This is a genomic window from Enterobacteriaceae endosymbiont of Macroplea mutica, from assembly GCF_012571345.1.
Taxonomy (GTDB): Bacteria; Pseudomonadota; Gammaproteobacteria; order Enterobacterales; family Enterobacteriaceae.
In genome coordinates this window covers 62,424-80,004 of record NZ_CP046218.1, presented here as the reverse complement: position 1 = coordinate 80,004, position 17,581 = coordinate 62,424, and the positions used below count along the sequence as shown (strand labels likewise).

Here is a 17,581-nt window from a genome sequence, read left to right as displayed (position 1 = left end):
TATAACTATATTTTTTTAAAAATTAATGTTGCATTAGTACCCCCAAAACTAAAAGCATTACATAATACATATTTCATATTATGTACATCACGTGCTATATGTGGAACAAAATCTAAATCACATATATCATCAGGATTATATAAATTAATTGTTGGAGGTATAATTTGTTTTTTTAGAGATAATATAGAAAAAATAGATTCTATAGCACCAGAAGCACCTAATAAATGTCCTGTCATAGATTTTGTTGAACTAATAAATATATTATAAGCATGATCTTTAAAAAGATGTTTAATAGCGTTTACTTCAGAAATATCTCCTAAAATAGTAGATGTTGCATGAGCATTAATATATGTAACTTCCTCTTTATTAATTTGAGCATCTTTTAAAGCATTAAACATAGATATTTGTGCTCCTATACCATTTTTTGAAGGCGTGATAATATTATATGCATCATTACTCATACCAAAACCAACTATTTCAGCATAAATATTAGCATTACGTTGTTTAGCATGATTTAATTCTTCTAAAATAATGATCCCAGCGCCATCACTTAATACAAAACCATCTCTATTTTTGTCCCATGGTCTGCTTGCTGTTGTTGGATTATTATTATTTTTAGATAATGCTTTAATCGCATTAAAACTACTTAATACTAATGGTGTAACAGCTTTTTCTGCAGCACCTGCAATCATAACATCTGCAGTATTATTAACTATACATTTAAAAGCTAAACCAATATTATGTATACCAGTAGCACAACCTGTGCTGACAGCAAAACTTGGTCCCATGCATTGATAATGTATAGCTATATATCCTGTTAACATATTATTAATTGTAGCAGGAATACAGGCAGGATGTATTTTTTTTATGCCATATTTATGTAGTAAAACAGTATTCTGTTCTATAGTTGAGATCCCTGTTAAACCAGAACCAACAGCAACACCAAACCTTTTTTTTTTAGTAATTGATATTTTAGAATCGTGCATAGCTTGTTTACAAGCTATTAAACCATATTTAATAAAATCATCCATATAACGTTTTTTTTTTAAAAAATATTTTTGTATAAGATGTTCTTGTATAATACCACCAAATTTAGTTTTATATTGTTTATTATTAAAGTGTGTAATAGTAGTAATGCCACTACGACCATTAATAATATTTATCCAATTAGTTTTTACATCCATGCCTAATGATGTAATCATACCTAATCCTGTAATAACTACTCTTCGTTTGAACATATAAGTTTATTTATTCTTTTTTAGGAACGAAAATTATTTTCATTCCTAAATGTTTTATATAAAGAAAATTTAATTATAAAGATTATTAATATAATGTATAGCATCTTTTACTGTCGTTATTTTTTCTGCATCTTCATCTGTTATTTCTGTATTAAACTCTTCTTCTAAAGCCATAATTAGTTCTACAGTATCCAAGGAATCGGCTCCTAAATCTTTTGTAAAATTAGCATCTTCTATAATATCTTTAGATTGTACACCTAGTTGTTCAATAATTATTTTTTTCACTCGCTCACTAATAGAACTACTCATAGTAGTATTTATTTCCTGTTAAAACTTAATATATAATGTATTTAAAATATTATTTAATATATAAAAAATATGTGTAATATCATGTTAAAAAGCAATCTTATTTTATGCCATATATAAACCACCATTAACATGTATAGTTTCCCCAGTAATATATGATGTTTTACGTGAACATAAAAATATCACAGTATTTGTAACATCTTGTACTGTACCGAAACGTTCCATTGGTATTTTCGATATAATTTTTTGTATTTTATTTTTTGGTATATTATGCGTCATATCTGTATCAATATACCCTGGAGATACTATATTTACAGTAATACCTTTATTAGCGACTTCTTGTGCTAATGATTTACTAAAACCAATTATACCTGCTTTAGATGCTGCATAATTAGTTTGTCCAATATTACCTATATGACCAATTATTGAACTAATATTAATTATACGTCCAAACGATTTTTGTAACATATATTTTACTACTATTTTAGACATTAAAAATATTGCTGTTAAATTAACTTTTAAAGTTTCTTCCCACTCATGTTCTGTCATTTTTAGTATCGTGTGATCATTAATAATTCCCGCATTATTAATTAAAATATCTATTTTACCAAAATTATTAATTATATATTGTATAATATTATTTATAGATATGTGATTATCTTTTATAAAATTTAATTTTTTACCCATACCTTGTTTTTTTAAAGTATCATTTATAATTTTTACACCATTATTACTGGTTGCTGTTCCAATAACATATGCTCCATAATCAGCTAATGTTTTAGCAATATTATATCCTATACCTCGACTTGCTCCTGTCACTAATACTACTTGATTTTTAAAATTCATATATATTATTATGTTCCTTATTTTTTAAAATATTTTTGTAATGTTATATTTAATTTTTTTGGCGTATAAACTCTATTATAATTGATCTTTTTTGTAATATTACTAGAGATATAACTTAAAGTTTGTTGTGTGCTAAATTCAATAACATATAAAAAGTTTTTATTCATTATATATTTAATACTATGATACCAATTTACAGGACAATATAATTGTCGTACTAAAGCTTTTTTAATTTTTTTAACATGATATTCACATTTAGCATCTACATTATTTATAAATGGTATTTGCGGAGGATTAAAAAATATTATATCTAATGTTGATTGAAACTCATTAATGATAGGTTTCATTAAATTACAATGTGTAGGAATATTTATATTTAACGGTATAGTACGTGCACCTAATTTTCGACATAATACAACTACTTTTAAAACGACCTTTTTGTGTCCACTAATAGTAACATTTTTTAAAGAGTTAAAACTTGCAATAGCAATCACATCTTTAGTTTTTGAATATTGTTTACAAATATTTTCTACAATTTTTTTTTTAAACCTATGATAACTTGCATATAATATCCCGGCATATTATAATCATATAAATTATAACTAGCTTCATACATTAATTTATTACGTATATTAATTATTTTAATAGCATCATATAACGTTATAGTTTTACTGCATACTAGTGCTGTATATTCACCTAAACTATGTCCTAATATAATGCTTGGCATAATACTATTACTTTTCTGTATCCATAATTGATATAATGCAATAGATACTGCAATAATTGCTGATTGATGATGTAATACACATAATTTAAATAATGATTTATTTTGTATTGATTTCCATAAATCATACCCAATAATATCAGAAACATCATTGAAAGTATCTTGTATAATTTTATAGTGGTGATACATACTGGATATTTTATGAAGAGAATACAAAACATCCTGACCTGGAAAAAATGCAGCATATTTTTTAATCATATTTATCAAAACTTTAGTCAATTTATTATTTTACATATGTATATGAATAATTATTAATTATTATTTTGAGTAACTTTATATAATATATTTTTACCTCGATAAAATCCATCTGTGGAAATATGATGGTATAAATTTTTTTCGCCAGTGCGTTTGTTTATTAATAACATATTATTTAATAGTAATGATTGATGCGCACGTCTCATGCCACGTTTAGACTTACTTATTTTATGTTTTGGTACTGCCATAATTTTATAACATCCATTATATTTTACTTATATTAAATCATATAATAATATTAATTATATGTATATTAAAATTTTATATATTTMAATTTTAATAAACATTTTTTTAAATGATGATCTAAAGGTGCATGGAAAAATATTATTTTTTGTGTTACAGGATGTGTAAAACTAATTTTATAAGAGTGTAAAAAAAGTCTTTTTAAACCAAATATATTTTGTAGTTTTATGTTTACATCTGTATTACCATAACGTTGATCATAAGCTATAGGATGGCCTGCATATGCCATATGGACTCTAATTTGATGTGTACGTCCTGTTAAAGGTATAATTTTTACTAACATCATATTTTTATAATTTTGTATAACTTTATATTGTGTTTCTGAAAATTTACCTTTTTGTGTATGAACTTGTACTTTTTTTTTATTATTATTAAAGTTTTTAAGTAAAAAACTTTTAATCGTGTATAAACAATGTTGTATTTTATTACCTTTTACTAAAGCTAAATATTCTTTATGTATTTGTTGTTCTCTTAGTTGTTTATGTAAATTTTGTAAAATATATTTTTTTTTTGCTACTAATAAAATACCAGAAGTATCTTTATCTATTCTATGTACTAATTCTATAAATTTAGTTGTTTTATATAAGCAACGYAAACTTTCAATAATACCATAATGGATACCGCTCCCACCATGAACAGCTATACCTGATGGTTTATTTAATACTAAAAAATATTGATCTTCAAAAATAATTAATTTTTTTAAAAAATCTATTTTATTTATAGAAATAGATTTTTTTTTTATTATATGATTTGTATATAATTTAGGGATATATATAATATCATTAAGATGTAATTTATATTGTGGTAATGTTTTATGATTATTAATTCTAATTTTACCTATCCTTAAATTTTTATAAATAATACTTTTAGGGATATTTTTAAAATTTTTAATTAAAAAATTATCTATTCTTTGTATGTTGTCTTTATTTAATATCGTTATAAATTTATTACCTATATTATTATACATATCATCACAACCATTGTAATTTATAATTATATGTTATTAAAGTATAATATAATAAAATTTTGTTATCAAAAATATGTTTTGATACAGTAAGATAAAATTTTATATAAATAAGTAATGCTATTTTCTATGTCTTGTAATCCAATACTTAAAATTTATTTACTTTTTAAAATAATATAAAAAAATATATTTGTATTATTTACATATATTTTAAATTTTTATAAATATAAGATTAATATTTATGCAAAGAATCAAATTTTAAAAAATGGGATATATATATTTTATTATGAAAAAAATGTTAATAAATGCAACACAATCTGTAGAAGTACGCATTGCAATAATAAAAGGAAAACAACTATATGATTTAGATATAGAAAATACTTATTATAAAAAAAAAAAATCTAATATATACATCGGTAAAATTAGTCGTATTGTACCTAGTCTGGAAGCAGTATTTATAGATTATGGAAGTGATAAACATGGTTTTTTACCTTTTAAAGATATTGCACAAGAATATTTACGTGATACCATCACGCATACCAAACTAATTAATAAATTTTCTTTTAAAAATAAAAATATTATTGTACAAATTAATAAAGAGGAACGAGCTAATAAAGGAGCATCATTAACTACTTTTATTAGTTTAGCTGGTATTTATTTAATTTTGTTACCTAATAATCCACATATTTACGGTATCTCTAAAAAAATTAGTGGCAATGCTAGAAATATATTAAAACAAAAACTATCATTATTATCTATTCCTAATGGAATGGGTATAATTATACGTACTTCTAGTATTGGCAAAGATCTTAAAACATTGAATTTAGATTTGCAATGTAGATTAAAACATTGGGAAATTATTAAACATACTGCTAATAAAAAAATATCACCATTTTTAATTTATCAGGAAAGTAATATTATTATTAGAGCACTAAGAGATTATTTAACCCCTGACATACAAGAAATTTTGATAGACAATATTAAAATCTTACAAACTGCTAAAAATTATATAAATATATTAGGTCATAAAGATTTTTATGATAAAATCAAATTTTATAAAGGACCTATACCTTTATTTAGTTATTATCAAATTGAATCACAAATAGAAACAGCTTTTCAACGTAAAGTACGTTTATTTTCTGGAGGATCTATTGTAATAGATTCAACAGAAGCTTTAACATCTATAGATGTTAATTCTTCTCAAGCTACTAAAGGTGCTGATATTGAAGAAACAGCATTTAATATTAATTTAGAAGCAGTTGATGAAATTGCTAAACAATTAAGGTTTAGAGATATTGGCGGTTTAATCGTAATCGATTTTATTGATATGTCTCTTATTACTCATCAACTTACTATAAAAAAAAGATTACAAGCTAAAACTAAAAAAGATAGGGCCAAAATACAAATTAATCATATTTCTAGATTTGGTTTATTAGAAATGTCACGTCAAAGATTGCATTCTTCTTTAAAAGATTCTAGTTATTATATATGTCCAAGATGTGGTGGTAATGGATTTTTAAGAAATAATAAATCTTTATCATTATCGATTTTAAGATTAATAGAGGAACAATCATTTAAAAATCAGACTCAAGAAATTTATGTTACAGTACCTATTAAAATTGCGAATTATTTATTAAAAGAACAAAAACAGGTTATATATGCCATACAAAAAAGAAATATTAAAATATCTATAGTTCCTGATACTAAATTATATACCCCTAACTATTATATTATGAGAAAAAAAAAACAGATAAATAAAAAAAATATTCATTTAAAAATAAAGAAAATATTATATAATATAGTAGTTATGTATAATAAAATTCTATGTTTTATAAAACAATGCTTTAAATAAAATTACATATATATATGGATGTTTTCTTTTGTTATTGAATTTACCATTTTATAAATAAAAATTAATCTTATCAATATTATTATATAATAAATTTTATATTTTATTTAATATAATTATATTTTATAAAAATCTATAGTTATTTATTTACATATAAATAATAAGAAATATTCAAAAAGAAAATTAATATTATTATTTATAATAATATATTAGTTATGAATAAGTTAATTATATTACAATAATATAATTAGTAATTTTAAATAATATGTATTATTGTAATATAACTAACTTATTAGTATAAAAAATAAGACGAAAATTTTCTATAATAAATATATTTCCATATAATACAATTTTTCATTGTGAAATTCATTATAAATGTATAGAATTATTTTTTTAATTCCTTAAATATAATCTTTAAATTTTTAAAGAAGAATATTATGAAATATATCTTTAATTATAAATATTTTTTATTAATTAAATGCAGAATTTGTTATGAGAGATACTTATAAATATACTTCATTATTATTATGATAAATAAGATGATTCTTAAAAAAAAATATAATAAAAAACAATCACAATTAAAAACATGTAATAACTATTGTAGTTATTGTTATGTACAACAAATATGTATATTTTATTTTTTTAAAAAAAATAAAATAGAACATTATAATATTTTTACTAAAAAAAAAATAATACAAAAGGGGTACATATTATTTCAAGAAAAAGATCCTATTAATTATATATATATATTATGTTCTGGAGTAATAAAAAATTTTTTTATTACTCAATATGGTACAGAGCAAATTGTTAAATTTTATTTTCATGGTGACTTATTCGGTTTAGATAATATTATTAATGGTTATTACAATAGTTTTACACAATCTTTAGAACAATCAACTATATGTTTAATACCATTAAATGTTTTTACATATATTTATAATCAAATACCTATCATTCATAATTATATAATTAATTACATAATAAAAGAAGTAGTACAGTATCAGCAACTTATATTTTTATTATCTAAATTTAATGCAGAACAAAAAATTGCTGCTTTTATATATAATTTATATAAAAAAAATCATATTTCACAAGATTCTATAAAATTTATTAAATTATCTATGAATCGATATGATATAGGTAATTATCTAGGTTTAGCTACAGAAACTATTAGTAGAATTTTTAGTAAATTTAAAAAAAATAAAATTATTATTATACGTGGTAAATACATTCAAATTATTAATTATATAAAACTTATTTATTTAWTAAAYAAATAAGTTAACTTTTTATAAAGTTTACTCACTCTAATATATATATAAATATATATATAATGAGTAAACTTTARTTTTACATATTTTGTAAAATTTGATTCAGGTTATCTTTAGCATCGCCAAATAACATATAACTTTTTTTATTATAAAATAAAGGATTATCTATTCCTGAATAACCTTGTCCCATGCTTCTTTTTAAGATAATAATTTTTTTTGCTTCCCAAACATGTAAAACAGGCATTCCAGAAATTGGACTTTCTATATTTTCTAATGCTGTAGGATTTACAGTATCATTAGCTCCTATAATTATGACGGTATCTGTATATTTAAAATTATTATTAATTTCATTCATTTCGAATACCATGTTATATGGGATATTTGCTTCTGCTAATAATACATTCATATGTCCTGGCAATCTTCCAGCAACAGGATGTATGGCAAATTTAATTTTTATATTATATGAAAATAATTTTTTTACAATTTTAGATAGTTCATATTGTGCTTGTGCAACAGCTAAACCATATCCTGGAACAATAATAATATTATTAGATGTTTTTAAAATATTAATTGTATCTTTGATATTAATATTTTGATATATCTGTTTAATATTATTATGTATAACAATATTTTTTTTATGTTTACCACCTAATATAATATTTAAGAAAGATCTATTCATCCCTTTACACATGAGATATGCTAATATAGCGCCAGAAGATCCTACTAAAGCACCTGTAATAATTAATAAATCATTATTTAAAATAAAACCTGATGCTGATGCTGCCCATCCTGAATATGAATTTAACATAGATATCACAATAGGCATATCAGCACCATTTATTCCCATAATTAATGTAAAACTAAAAAATAATGTATTAATAATCATTAATATTAAAATTAATATTTGTAATTTCGTATTATGAATAGTTAAAAAAAATGCCATTAAAACACATATAAAAATGAAATTAACAATATTAATTGTATGTTTATATTGCGTTATATAATTATTAGAAGATAATATATTTGTTAATTTACCAAAAGCTATAATAGAACCAATTAAGGTAATCGTACCAATAAAAATACTAATAAAAATTTCAGATAATTGCAATTGATTAATGTTATGATGAAAATGTATCATTAATAAAAAATTGTTAAAACCAACAATTATAGCAGTAAGACCTACAAAACTATGTAAAATAGCTATTAATTGTGGTATTTTAGTCATATTAATTTTTTTAGATATATTGATACCAACAATAGCACCTAAAAAAATTGCTACTATTATATAAATAGTATTGTAATAATTATTACAGATAGTAGTAATAATCGCAAAAAACATTCCACTAATAGCACATAAATTACCTTTTTTGGAAGTTTGTTGTTGTGAAAAATATGCAAGACTTATAATAAATAATATTGCAGATATCATATATATAACTGAAATGAATCCATATAACATTGATGATTAATCCTTCTAAATTTTAAGAAAACATTTTTAACATACGTCTAGTAATAGTTAAACCCCCAAAAATATTAATACTAGATACTAAAATACCAATAAAAGATAAAACATTAATAATTAATATATTACTATTCATTTGTAAAATAGCACCAATAATAATAATACCTGAAATAGCATTTGTTACAGACATTAATGGAGTGTGTAATTTATGATTGACATTCCATATAACGTAGTATCCTATTATACAAGATAAAACAAAAATATTAATATGTAATATAGTTATAGGTGGTATAAAAAATGATACATAACAAATTAATATGCATATTAATGCATATATACTGAATGTAAAAATATTATTTGTTTTAATATTTTTTTGTGTATATACACTTTTGTTTTTAACATTTGCRGGAGCAATATAAGGAATATTATTAATTTTATTCTTTTGAATAAATGGTTTAATAGGCCATAATTTTTTTTTCTTGTAAGTAATTAACATACAATGTATGATTTCATCTTTCAGATTAATATGTATCTTTTGATCATGTTTATTATATAATATTTTCAGAAAATTAGTAATATTATTACTATATAATTTTGAAGATTGTATTGGTAGTTTACTAGGTAAGTTAGTGTTTCCTATAATAGTCACATGATTATTTGTTACTATTGTTTCATTTATTTTACTTAATTCACAATTTCCCCCATTTTCGATAGATAAATCAAAAATAACACTACCAGGATTCATTTGTGCAACCATATTTTTATCGATAAGTATAGGAGCTTTTTTATTTGGTATAGAAGCTGTAGTAATAATTATATCAATGTTTTTTAGTATATGACATATTGTTTTTTTTTCTATACTTTCATGTATATTTTTATTGTTTTTAAAAATATGATCATATTGTTTATATTTTTCTGAATATTCTAAAAATGTAGCACCCATACTACTAATTTGTTCTTTGACTTCTTTTCTTGTATCAAATGCTATTACTTCAGCACCTAAACTTTTTGCTGTTGCAATAGCTGATAATCCTGCTACTCCAGCACCTATTACTAAAACCTTAGCTGGGTCAATTTTACCTGCAGCAGTAATTTGACCATTTAAGGGTTTGGGTAATAAATATATAGATTCTATAATACTACGATAACCTGCTAAATTGCTCATGGAACTTAATGCATCCAAGGATTGTGCTTTAGAAATTCTTGGTACTAAATCCATTGCTAAAGTAGTGATATTTCGTGATGCTAATAATGATACAATCTCATTATTTTTATTAGGCCAAATAAAACTAATTAATATAGTATTACTTTGTAAAAAACTAATCTCTGTTTTTGTTGGCGGATTAATTTTAATAATAATATTAGATTCCCATATTTTATTATTATTAACAATTATAGCTCCACAATCTACAAAATTTTTATCTGAAAAATATGATTTTTCTCCTGCGCCTGTTTCTACATATACACTAAATCCTAATTGTACTAATTTTTTTATTGTGTTTGGCACAATAGCAATTCTAGTTTCTTGTAATAATGTTTCTTTAGGGACGCCAATTAACATTATATATTTCCTTTGTTATAAAATTTTATAAATTATTTATATAAATAAAAAAGATCTTAATATATGTTATATAATAATTTATATTATATGCATAAAAATAAATATATAAAAGTTATATTTAAATTTAAACGTTAATATAAATTTAGATTGCAATAATATTAAATCCTCCATCGACATGAATAATTTCTCCAGTAATGCCATCTGATAAATAAGAGGATAAAAATACTGCTACATTACCAATGTGTTCTATTGTAATAGGATATGTTAAAGGAGCTTTTTGTTTATAATATGTTTTCATTTTATGAAAATTTTTTATTGTTTTTGCTGATACGGTTGCAATAGGTGCAGTAGAAATCCCATTTACTTTAATATTGTTCTTCCCTAAATAACAAGCAATATAACGTATATTAGCTTCTAAAGAAGCTTTAGCAGAACCCATAATATGATAATTTTTAATTACACGTTCTGCTCCTAAATATGTTAAAACAATAATAGAAGAATGATAATTTAACATATTTTTTGCTTCTTTTAAAATACCAAATAAAGTATATGAACTAATATCATGAGTGATATTAAATGTTTTACGAGATATATTATCAATAAAGTTATTACATAATTTATAAAAAGGCATAAAAGCAATAGCATATATCAAACCATCAAATGTTTTCCATATAGTTGAAATTTTTTGAAATAATTTTTTGATATCTTTATCTTTAGCAAAATTACATTTTAAAATAGGATATGGAGTAATATTATTTACTAATTGTTGGATTTTATCCTTATATTTTTTATTTTGATATGTGATGATTAAATCTGCTTTATGTTTATAAAGCATTTTAGCTATACCATAAGCAATAGAATACTTATTCAATATGCCAGTTACAAGTATTTTTTTTCCTGTTAATAAAGACATTATGTTGTATAAAATATATTATAATAATTACTAATATTAATTAGGGTAAAATTTATTTTTTTAACAAAAAAATTATAAAAATTTGATCTTAGTCACTTTTTTACTGTGTTTCACTAGACAAATATGTAATTAATTGATGTACTTTATTATGACACACTTTTCCGTGTCTTTTTTATGTAAAGGTAATGATTGATGTCCAAGATTAAAGGTAATGTAAAATGGTTTAATGAATCTAAAGGTTTCGGATTTATTACACCTGAAGATGGTAGTAAAGATGTTTTTGTACATTTTTCTGCAATTCAGAGTAGTGGTTTTAAAACACTTACTGAAGGACAAAAAGTAGAATTTGAAATTACTAATGGTGCTAAAGGCCCTTCTGCTGCTAATGTTGTCGCTATTTAGATAATTTTAAAAAAATAAAAGTACAAAATTTATAACATAAAACTAAATGCCTCTGAGAGAGTTTTAATTGTGAATATTCAGAATGTGTATATAATAATATTGTGTTTTTTGAATAAAATTGTATATATTCGTTATTTGAGTTTTACATAAATTGGAACTTTTCAGAGGCCAGTTATTTATAAATCTAAAAGTTATCAATATAAAACATTATTAAAAATTATAATGAATAATATTGTGCATTATATGAAGAACGAATTAATGGACCGCAAATTGCTTGTTTAAAACCAATATCTATCGCATAATGTTTCATTTGCATAAATTCTTGTAAACTAATATATTTTTTTACAGAAATATGTTTTTTGGTAGGTTGTAAATATTGTCCGATAGTAATAATATCTACATCATTGTTTTTTATATCTTGAATAGTTTTATATATTTCTGTTATAGTTTCTCCTAAACCAACCATTAAACCTGATTTTGTAATTATATGAGGATATTTTTGTTTAAATTTTTTAAGTAAAATTAATGATTGTGTATAATTACCACCTGGACGTATATGTTTATGTAAACGTTCTACAGTTTCTAAATTATGATTAAAAACATGTGGTAAGTTTTGTCCTAACATATCTATAGCTTCATTAACAAAATGTTTAAAATCTGGTACTAAAATTTCTATTTTAATATTATGATTCATATCTTTAATATGTTGTATACAATTTGTAAATTGTTGTACACCTTTATCTAGTAAATCATCACGATTAACAGACGTAATAACTACATATTTTAATTTCATTTTATATATCATACGTGCTAAATATAAAGGTTCATTATTATCATATTTTACAATAGGTCGTCCATGTGTAACATTACAATAAGAACAATTTCTAGTACAAATATTACCTAATATCATAAAAGTAACTTGTCCTTTACCAAAACATTCTGTAATATTAGGGCATGCTGCTTCTTCACATACAGAATACAAATTATTTTTTCTGAGAATAGATTTAATGTGTGTAATTTTTTTTAAATGTTTTGTATAATATTTAACTTTCAGCCAATTAGGTTTTATTAATAAGTTTTGTTTCATGTTTTATTTTTAAAAAATATTATTAATGATAATTATCATAACAAATAATATATAGAAGATTAATATATTCTTTAACGTTGTTTAAATAATGTAATAAAATTATTTATTAATAATTTTTTAACTGTTAACATTTTAATTTGAGGTATAAATTCTTTTATTTGTGTCATGCATAAATTTTTATAACCACATGGATATATGTAATTAAAAGGTATTAGATTCATATTAACATTTAATGATAAACCATGTGATGTGCATCCTTTCGATATTTTTAAACCGATAGAAGCAATTTTTTTATTTTGATAATATACGCCAGGATTTTGATTGTATAATGTTCCTGTAATAGCAAGAATATTAAAATTTAATAATGTATTAATAATAGTTTTTTCTAAAATATAAATAAAATGTCTGATTTTAATTGATGCTTTTTTTAAATTTATGAGAAAATACATAATTTGCTGTCCTGGAGCATGAAATGTAATTTTCCCTCCTCTATCTGTTTCAAACAATGGTATATTATGTTTAAAATAAAATATATCATTATATTTAGTAGTTTTACCTTGTGTAAATACTGGAACATGTTCTACCATCCATATTTCATCTAAAGTATTTATGGTTCTTTGAGAATTAAAATTAAACATTTTACAACACGTTATATGCCAAGATTCTATTCCTAAATTACGAATAATAATTCTTTGATTTAACATTATTGATTTAACCATTTACTTAATATCAAACGAACATAATCTAAAAATCTAATAAAACAATTACCTAATGGTACATCATTTAATGCAACTAATGGATATATTTTAAGTATATGATTTTTATTCATAAAACACATATATCCTAATATTTGATTTTTATATATCGGAGCTAATATTTTATTATTACATACATGATATAAAATATGAATATTTTTTTCTTGAGTTCTTAAAACTGTTACATAAACAGTTTCATATAAACCAATTTTAATTACACKATATTTCCCATAATACACAGGAATGCTTGCAATTTTTTGATATTTTTGTAATAACTGAATATTTCTAAAATATTGTAATATTTCGTAAGATATTTTTTTATTTTCAGAAACATTCTTACTTGTTATATTATTATTTAACATTATTGTCATGATGTTTATATAAAATTTATTATTTAATATCATAACATTATTTTGAAATTTTTTTATATGTTTGATACTAATTTGATTAACACGTAATTGTAACATCCATAATGTTTTTATAGTTTTAGTAACTATTTTTTTTAAAATATTTATKCGATTGATTAGATCAATTTGATTTTTATAGATTTTTTTTATGTTAATCTGTTTAATATCATAATTTATATAGGGAAAACTATTATTTTGTTTGAAACATTTGTTTGTAATAAAAATATTAAATTTAATATTATAAATAATAATATTTATTAAGTTTTTAATTAAGATAAATGTACATATTATTTTGTCAAGAAATATAAATTTAATATAATGTAATATAGTATTATTATTAATGGGCAATTCTATTAAATGAATATTAATGTTTATATGATTAACATGATATATATCATAAGGATTGATGATTACTTTCATTATATCATTAATTATTATTTTCGTTAAATTAACTGGTTTATAATATATATTGATAATGTTATTTAATAAAATAAAATAGTTATTTTTACTTAATAAAGACGCTGATGTATTACTAATATGTAATGTTAGTAATTTTGTTTTATCAGAAAAAATATTTTTTGCATATATATGATGTTGTAAACCTGTTATTAATATCATTATAAAGAAAAATTTTATTAAGTTACTTAATGTTATAAAAGTATATTTTGTAAAATACAATATTTTTTTTTTTTTCATAAAAAACTCTTTTAAAAGTGTAAATGTAATTTATATTTTTATAATTAAACAAAGAAAATATAAATATTATATAATATATATTTAAATTAGTATAATTAATGTTATATAATGATCTTATAAATATAAATTATAAATATAATGAATAAAATATATAAATTTGCTATAGGTATAGAATACAGTGGTAATAAATATCATGGTTGGCAAAAACAACAAAATAATGATCAAACTATACAACAATATATAGAAAATGCAGTATCACAGATTGCTAATCACATGGTAGATGTTTTTTGTGGTGGTCGTACCGATGTTGGTGTACATAGTACTGGACAAGTTGCTCATTTTGAAACATATACTTATAGGACTCATAAATCTTGGTTTTTTGGTATTAATAGCTTACTACCTGATGATATAGTACTCATATGGTTAATTCCTATACATCAAAAATTTCACGCTAGGTTTAGTGCTTTATTTCGTTGTTATCATTATATAATTTATAATTGTTCTCATAAAGTAAGTATTTTTAATAAACTTGTTATGCATTATAAACATACGCTGAATATAAACAAAATGAACCAAGCTGCTCAATTTTTAATTGGCGAACATAATTTTACTTCTTTCCGTTCTTCCCAATGTCAATCTAAACATTCTAAAAGAAAAATTATACATTGCCGTGTTTTAAAGAATAAGCAATATATTATTATAGATATCAAAGCTAATGCTTTTTTACAACATATGGTAAGAAATATTGTAGGATGTTTATTATATGTTGGTATTGGTAAACAACCAACAACATGGATATCAGATCTTATCAAATTAAAAGATAGAACAAAAGCAGCACATACTGTACAACCACACGGATTATATTTATCACATATTGTCTATCCTAAATACTTTTATATACCTAGTCCAAAAAATAACATAAAAATGTTTTTTATTAACTATTAAAAGTAATGTATTATACCCAGAGCGGGACTTGAACCCGCACAACAATACATTTGTCGAGGGATTTTAAGTCCCTTGTGTCTACCATTCCACCACCTGGGCACATAATATCATAAAGACCATAGGCGCATTACGGAATTGAACCGTAATATAAGGATTTGCAATCCTCTGCATCACCATTCTGCCAATGCGCCAAAATAATATTTATAACTGCTTCATTATAAATGAAATAAATATATTTGTATATATTAAAATATAAATAAATTTATTAAATTTATAATTTGTTATATAAATACAATGTCTTTATAATGTTTAAATGTATAATATTGAATAATCATTTTTTTAAATTAAGATTTAATAAATTAAATATTTAATAAATGGAAGTAAGAGTTATGAAATTAATATTAGTCATTAATTGTGGTAGTTCATCTTTAAAATTTTCTATCATTAATATGATAACAAATAAAAATATATTATATGGTATCGCAGAAAATTTTTGTAATCATGCTTATATAACATGGCAGATTAATAATCAAAAAAAAAAAGTAAATTTTAATGATCATACAGATCATGAATTAGCATTAAAGTATTTAATTCATAATATATTGTTTAAACAACATAATAACATATTTAATACCATACAAGCAGTAGGACATCGCATTGTTCATGGAGGAGAAAAATTTTTACATCCAGTTATTATTAATAATAATGTTATGCAAGCAATACAACAAGCAGCTATTTTTGCTCCTTTACATAATCCAATACAATTAATAGGCATTAAAAGTATTATTAAATTATTACCACATTTACAAAATAAACAAGTAGCAGTATTTGATACATCTTTTCACCAAACCATGCCTAAAAAATCTTATCTGTATGCTATACCTTTAAAATTTTATACAAAATATAAGATTAGAAGATATGGCGCACATGGTATTAGTCATCAATTTGTCACACAACAAGTATCTCGTTTATTAAAAATACCGTTAAAAAAATTTAATGGTATTACATGCCATCTAGGTAATGGATCTTCAATTACTGCAATATATCAAGGTAAAAGTATAGATACTTCTATGGGTTTAACACCATTAGAAGGTTTAACTATGGGAACTAGATGCGGCAATATTGATCCTGCTATTATTTTTTATATGTATAAACAATTGAATATGAATATAGATGATATTAGTAATATTTTAATGAATGAATCCGGCATGTTAGGACTTAGTGAATTAACAAGTGATTTTAGATATCTTGAAAAACAATATTATAATAACAAACAAATAAAAATATCCATAGATATTTTTATACAAAATTTATCTAAATACATAGCATCCTATAGTATTTTACTAAAAAATAAAATTCATGCTTTAGTATTTACAGGTGGTATTGGTGAAAATAGTGTTTTAATAAGAGATAAAACAATTAAAAAATTAAAAATATTAAATATGCAAATAAATCCAATATTAAATAAAAAAACTATTTTGGGTGAAATAGGCATGATACATCAAATAAATAATAGTATACCTATAGTAGTTATTCCTACAAATGAAGAATTAATTATTGCACAAAATACTGCAAAATTATGTAATATATAAAAAAATGG

Annotated in this window: 18 protein-coding genes and 2 tRNA genes; 5 read left to right on the top strand and 15 right to left on the bottom strand. The window is 22.1% G+C overall.

The window, feature by feature from the left end:
- Positions 1 to 5: 5 nt before the first annotated feature.
- The 7 genes from fabF to GJT87_RS00390 all read right to left on the bottom strand — a co-directional run bounded on the left by fabF (position 6) and on the right by GJT87_RS00390 (position 4,639).
- Positions 6 to 1,238: a beta-ketoacyl-ACP synthase II gene (fabF, locus tag GJT87_RS00420; protein WP_168895464.1), complete on the bottom strand. Its 1,233-nt coding sequence runs from the start codon at positions 1,236 to 1,238 to the stop codon at positions 6 to 8.
- A gap of 69 nt (positions 1,239 to 1,307) precedes the next feature.
- Positions 1,308 to 1,547: an acyl carrier protein gene (acpP, locus tag GJT87_RS00415; protein ID WP_168895463.1), complete on the bottom strand. Its 240-nt coding sequence runs from the start codon at positions 1,545 to 1,547 to the stop codon at positions 1,308 to 1,310.
- Between the two features lie 102 nt (positions 1,548 to 1,649).
- Positions 1,650 to 2,390 (bottom strand): 3-oxoacyl-ACP reductase FabG, encoded by a 741-nt coding sequence (fabG, locus tag GJT87_RS00410; RefSeq protein ID WP_168895462.1) that lies wholly within the window; start codon positions 2,388 to 2,390, stop codon positions 1,650 to 1,652.
- A 17-nt stretch (positions 2,391 to 2,407) separates the two neighbouring features.
- Positions 2,408 to 2,884: an ACP S-malonyltransferase gene (locus GJT87_RS00405; protein WP_168895461.1), complete on the bottom strand. Its 477-nt coding sequence runs from the start codon at positions 2,882 to 2,884 to the stop codon at positions 2,408 to 2,410.
- Between the two features lie 35 nt (positions 2,885 to 2,919).
- Complete coding sequence (locus GJT87_RS00400; RefSeq protein ID WP_168895460.1) at positions 2,920 to 3,372, bottom strand: acyltransferase domain-containing protein; 453 nt, start codon at positions 3,370 to 3,372, stop codon at positions 2,920 to 2,922.
- Positions 3,373 to 3,425: 53 nt separating this feature from the next.
- Positions 3,426 to 3,617: a 50S ribosomal protein L32 gene (gene rpmF, locus GJT87_RS00395; RefSeq protein WP_168895459.1), complete on the bottom strand. Its 192-nt coding sequence runs from the start codon at positions 3,615 to 3,617 to the stop codon at positions 3,426 to 3,428.
- 65 nt (positions 3,618 to 3,682) lie between these two features.
- The gene (locus tag GJT87_RS00390; protein ID WP_168895458.1) at positions 3,683 to 4,639 is read right to left on the bottom strand and encodes an RluA family pseudouridine synthase; all 957 of its coding nucleotides are present in this window, start codon (positions 4,637 to 4,639) and stop codon (positions 3,683 to 3,685) included.
- A 283-nt stretch (positions 4,640 to 4,922) separates the two neighbouring features.
- Between GJT87_RS00390 and GJT87_RS00385 the strand changes: the two genes are divergently transcribed.
- Positions 4,923 to 6,488 (top strand): Rne/Rng family ribonuclease, encoded by a 1,566-nt coding sequence (locus GJT87_RS00385; protein WP_168895457.1) that lies wholly within the window; start codon positions 4,923 to 4,925, stop codon positions 6,486 to 6,488.
- Between the two features lie 524 nt (positions 6,489 to 7,012).
- Entirely contained in the window at positions 7,013 to 7,762 is a 750-nt protein-coding gene (locus GJT87_RS00380; RefSeq protein WP_168895456.1) for a cyclic nucleotide-binding domain-containing protein, read from the top strand.
- Between the two features lie 70 nt (positions 7,763 to 7,832).
- Here GJT87_RS00380 and GJT87_RS00375 read toward each other — a convergent pair whose 3' ends face one another.
- The 3 genes from GJT87_RS00375 to GJT87_RS00365 form a co-directional block, all read right to left on the bottom strand.
- A complete protein-coding gene (locus GJT87_RS00375; protein ID WP_168895455.1) occupies positions 7,833 to 9,212 on the bottom strand; it encodes an NAD(P)(+) transhydrogenase (Re/Si-specific) subunit beta in 1,380 nt (459 codons plus the stop codon).
- 22 nt (positions 9,213 to 9,234) lie between these two features.
- Positions 9,235 to 10,776 (bottom strand): Re/Si-specific NAD(P)(+) transhydrogenase subunit alpha, encoded by a 1,542-nt coding sequence (locus GJT87_RS00370; RefSeq protein WP_168895454.1) that lies wholly within the window; start codon positions 10,774 to 10,776, stop codon positions 9,235 to 9,237.
- Positions 10,777 to 10,918: 142 nt separating this feature from the next.
- Positions 10,919 to 11,689, bottom strand: coding sequence for an enoyl-ACP reductase FabI (locus GJT87_RS00365; protein WP_168895453.1), 771 nt, complete (start codon positions 11,687 to 11,689; stop codon positions 10,919 to 10,921).
- A gap of 192 nt (positions 11,690 to 11,881) precedes the next feature.
- Between GJT87_RS00365 and cspE the strand changes: the two genes are divergently transcribed.
- Positions 11,882 to 12,091, top strand: coding sequence for a transcription antiterminator/RNA stability regulator CspE (cspE, locus tag GJT87_RS00360; RefSeq protein ID WP_168893754.1), 210 nt, complete (start codon positions 11,882 to 11,884; stop codon positions 12,089 to 12,091).
- A 217-nt stretch (positions 12,092 to 12,308) separates the two neighbouring features.
- Here cspE and lipA read toward each other — a convergent pair whose 3' ends face one another.
- From lipA to GJT87_RS00345, 3 genes are all read right to left on the bottom strand, one after another.
- Entirely contained in the window at positions 12,309 to 13,178 is an 870-nt protein-coding gene (lipA, locus tag GJT87_RS00355; RefSeq protein WP_168895452.1) for a lipoyl synthase, read from the bottom strand.
- 71 nt (positions 13,179 to 13,249) lie between these two features.
- A complete protein-coding gene (gene lipB / locus GJT87_RS00350; RefSeq protein WP_168895451.1) occupies positions 13,250 to 13,882 on the bottom strand; it encodes a lipoyl(octanoyl) transferase LipB in 633 nt (210 codons plus the stop codon).
- Positions 13,882 to 15,036, bottom strand: coding sequence for a hypothetical protein (locus GJT87_RS00345; protein ID WP_168895450.1), 1,155 nt, complete (start codon positions 15,034 to 15,036; stop codon positions 13,882 to 13,884). The genes lipB and GJT87_RS00345 overlap by 1 nt, the downstream gene beginning before the upstream one ends.
- 138 nt (positions 15,037 to 15,174) lie before the next feature.
- On the opposite strand from GJT87_RS00345, the gene truA reads away from it, so the two are divergent.
- Positions 15,175 to 15,981, top strand: coding sequence for a tRNA pseudouridine(38-40) synthase TruA (gene truA / locus GJT87_RS00340; protein WP_168895449.1), 807 nt, complete (start codon positions 15,175 to 15,177; stop codon positions 15,979 to 15,981).
- Between the two features lie 13 nt (positions 15,982 to 15,994).
- On the opposite strand, the gene GJT87_RS00335 is transcribed toward truA, so the two are convergent.
- Positions 15,995 to 16,080, bottom strand: a tRNA-Leu gene (locus GJT87_RS00335).
- A gap of 21 nt (positions 16,081 to 16,101) precedes the next feature.
- Positions 16,102 to 16,172: transfer RNA gene (locus GJT87_RS00330), tRNA-Cys, on the bottom strand.
- A 183-nt stretch (positions 16,173 to 16,355) separates the two neighbouring features.
- Between GJT87_RS00330 and GJT87_RS00325 the strand changes: the two genes are divergently transcribed.
- Positions 16,356 to 17,573 carry an acetate kinase gene (locus tag GJT87_RS00325; protein WP_168895448.1) on the top strand — a complete coding sequence of 406 codons (1,218 nt, stop codon included), beginning with the start codon at positions 16,356 to 16,358 and terminating at the stop codon, positions 17,571 to 17,573.
- Positions 17,574 to 17,581 lie beyond the last annotated feature (8 nt).

Excerpts from the sequence above, each read along its gene's own strand:
- truA (WP_168895449.1), top strand. The coding sequence starts at position 15,175 with ATGAATAAAATATATAAATTTGCTATAGGTATAGAATACAGTGGTAAT.
- rpmF (WP_168895459.1), bottom strand. The coding sequence starts at position 3,617 with ATGGCAGTACCAAAACATAAAATAAGTAAGTCTAAACGTGGCATGAGA.
- GJT87_RS00365 (WP_168895453.1), bottom strand. The coding sequence starts at position 11,689 with ATGTCTTTATTAACAGGAAAAAAAATACTTGTAACTGGCATATTGAAT.
- lipB (WP_168895451.1), bottom strand. The coding sequence starts at position 13,882 with ATGTTAAATCAAAGAATTATTATTCGTAATTTAGGAATAGAATCTTGG.
- GJT87_RS00400 (WP_168895460.1), bottom strand. The coding sequence starts at position 3,372 with ATGATTAAAAAATATGCTGCATTTTTTCCAGGTCAGGATGTTTTGTAT.
- lipA (WP_168895452.1), bottom strand. The coding sequence starts at position 13,178 with ATGAAACAAAACTTATTAATAAAACCTAATTGGCTGAAAGTTAAATAT.
- fabF (WP_168895464.1), bottom strand. The coding sequence starts at position 1,238 with ATGTTCAAACGAAGAGTAGTTATTACAGGATTAGGTATGATTACATCA.
- GJT87_RS00325 (WP_168895448.1), top strand. The coding sequence starts at position 16,356 with ATGGAAGTAAGAGTTATGAAATTAATATTAGTCATTAATTGTGGTAGT.
- cspE (WP_168893754.1), top strand. The coding sequence starts at position 11,882 with ATGTCCAAGATTAAAGGTAATGTAAAATGGTTTAATGAATCTAAAGGT.
- fabG (WP_168895462.1), bottom strand. The coding sequence starts at position 2,390 with ATGAATTTTAAAAATCAAGTAGTATTAGTGACAGGAGCAAGTCGAGGT.
- GJT87_RS00375 (WP_168895455.1), bottom strand. The coding sequence starts at position 9,212 with ATGTTATATGGATTCATTTCAGTTATATATATGATATCTGCAATATTA.
- GJT87_RS00385 (WP_168895457.1), top strand. The coding sequence starts at position 4,923 with ATGAAAAAAATGTTAATAAATGCAACACAATCTGTAGAAGTACGCATT.
- acpP (WP_168895463.1), bottom strand. The coding sequence starts at position 1,547 with ATGAGTAGTTCTATTAGTGAGCGAGTGAAAAAAATAATTATTGAACAA.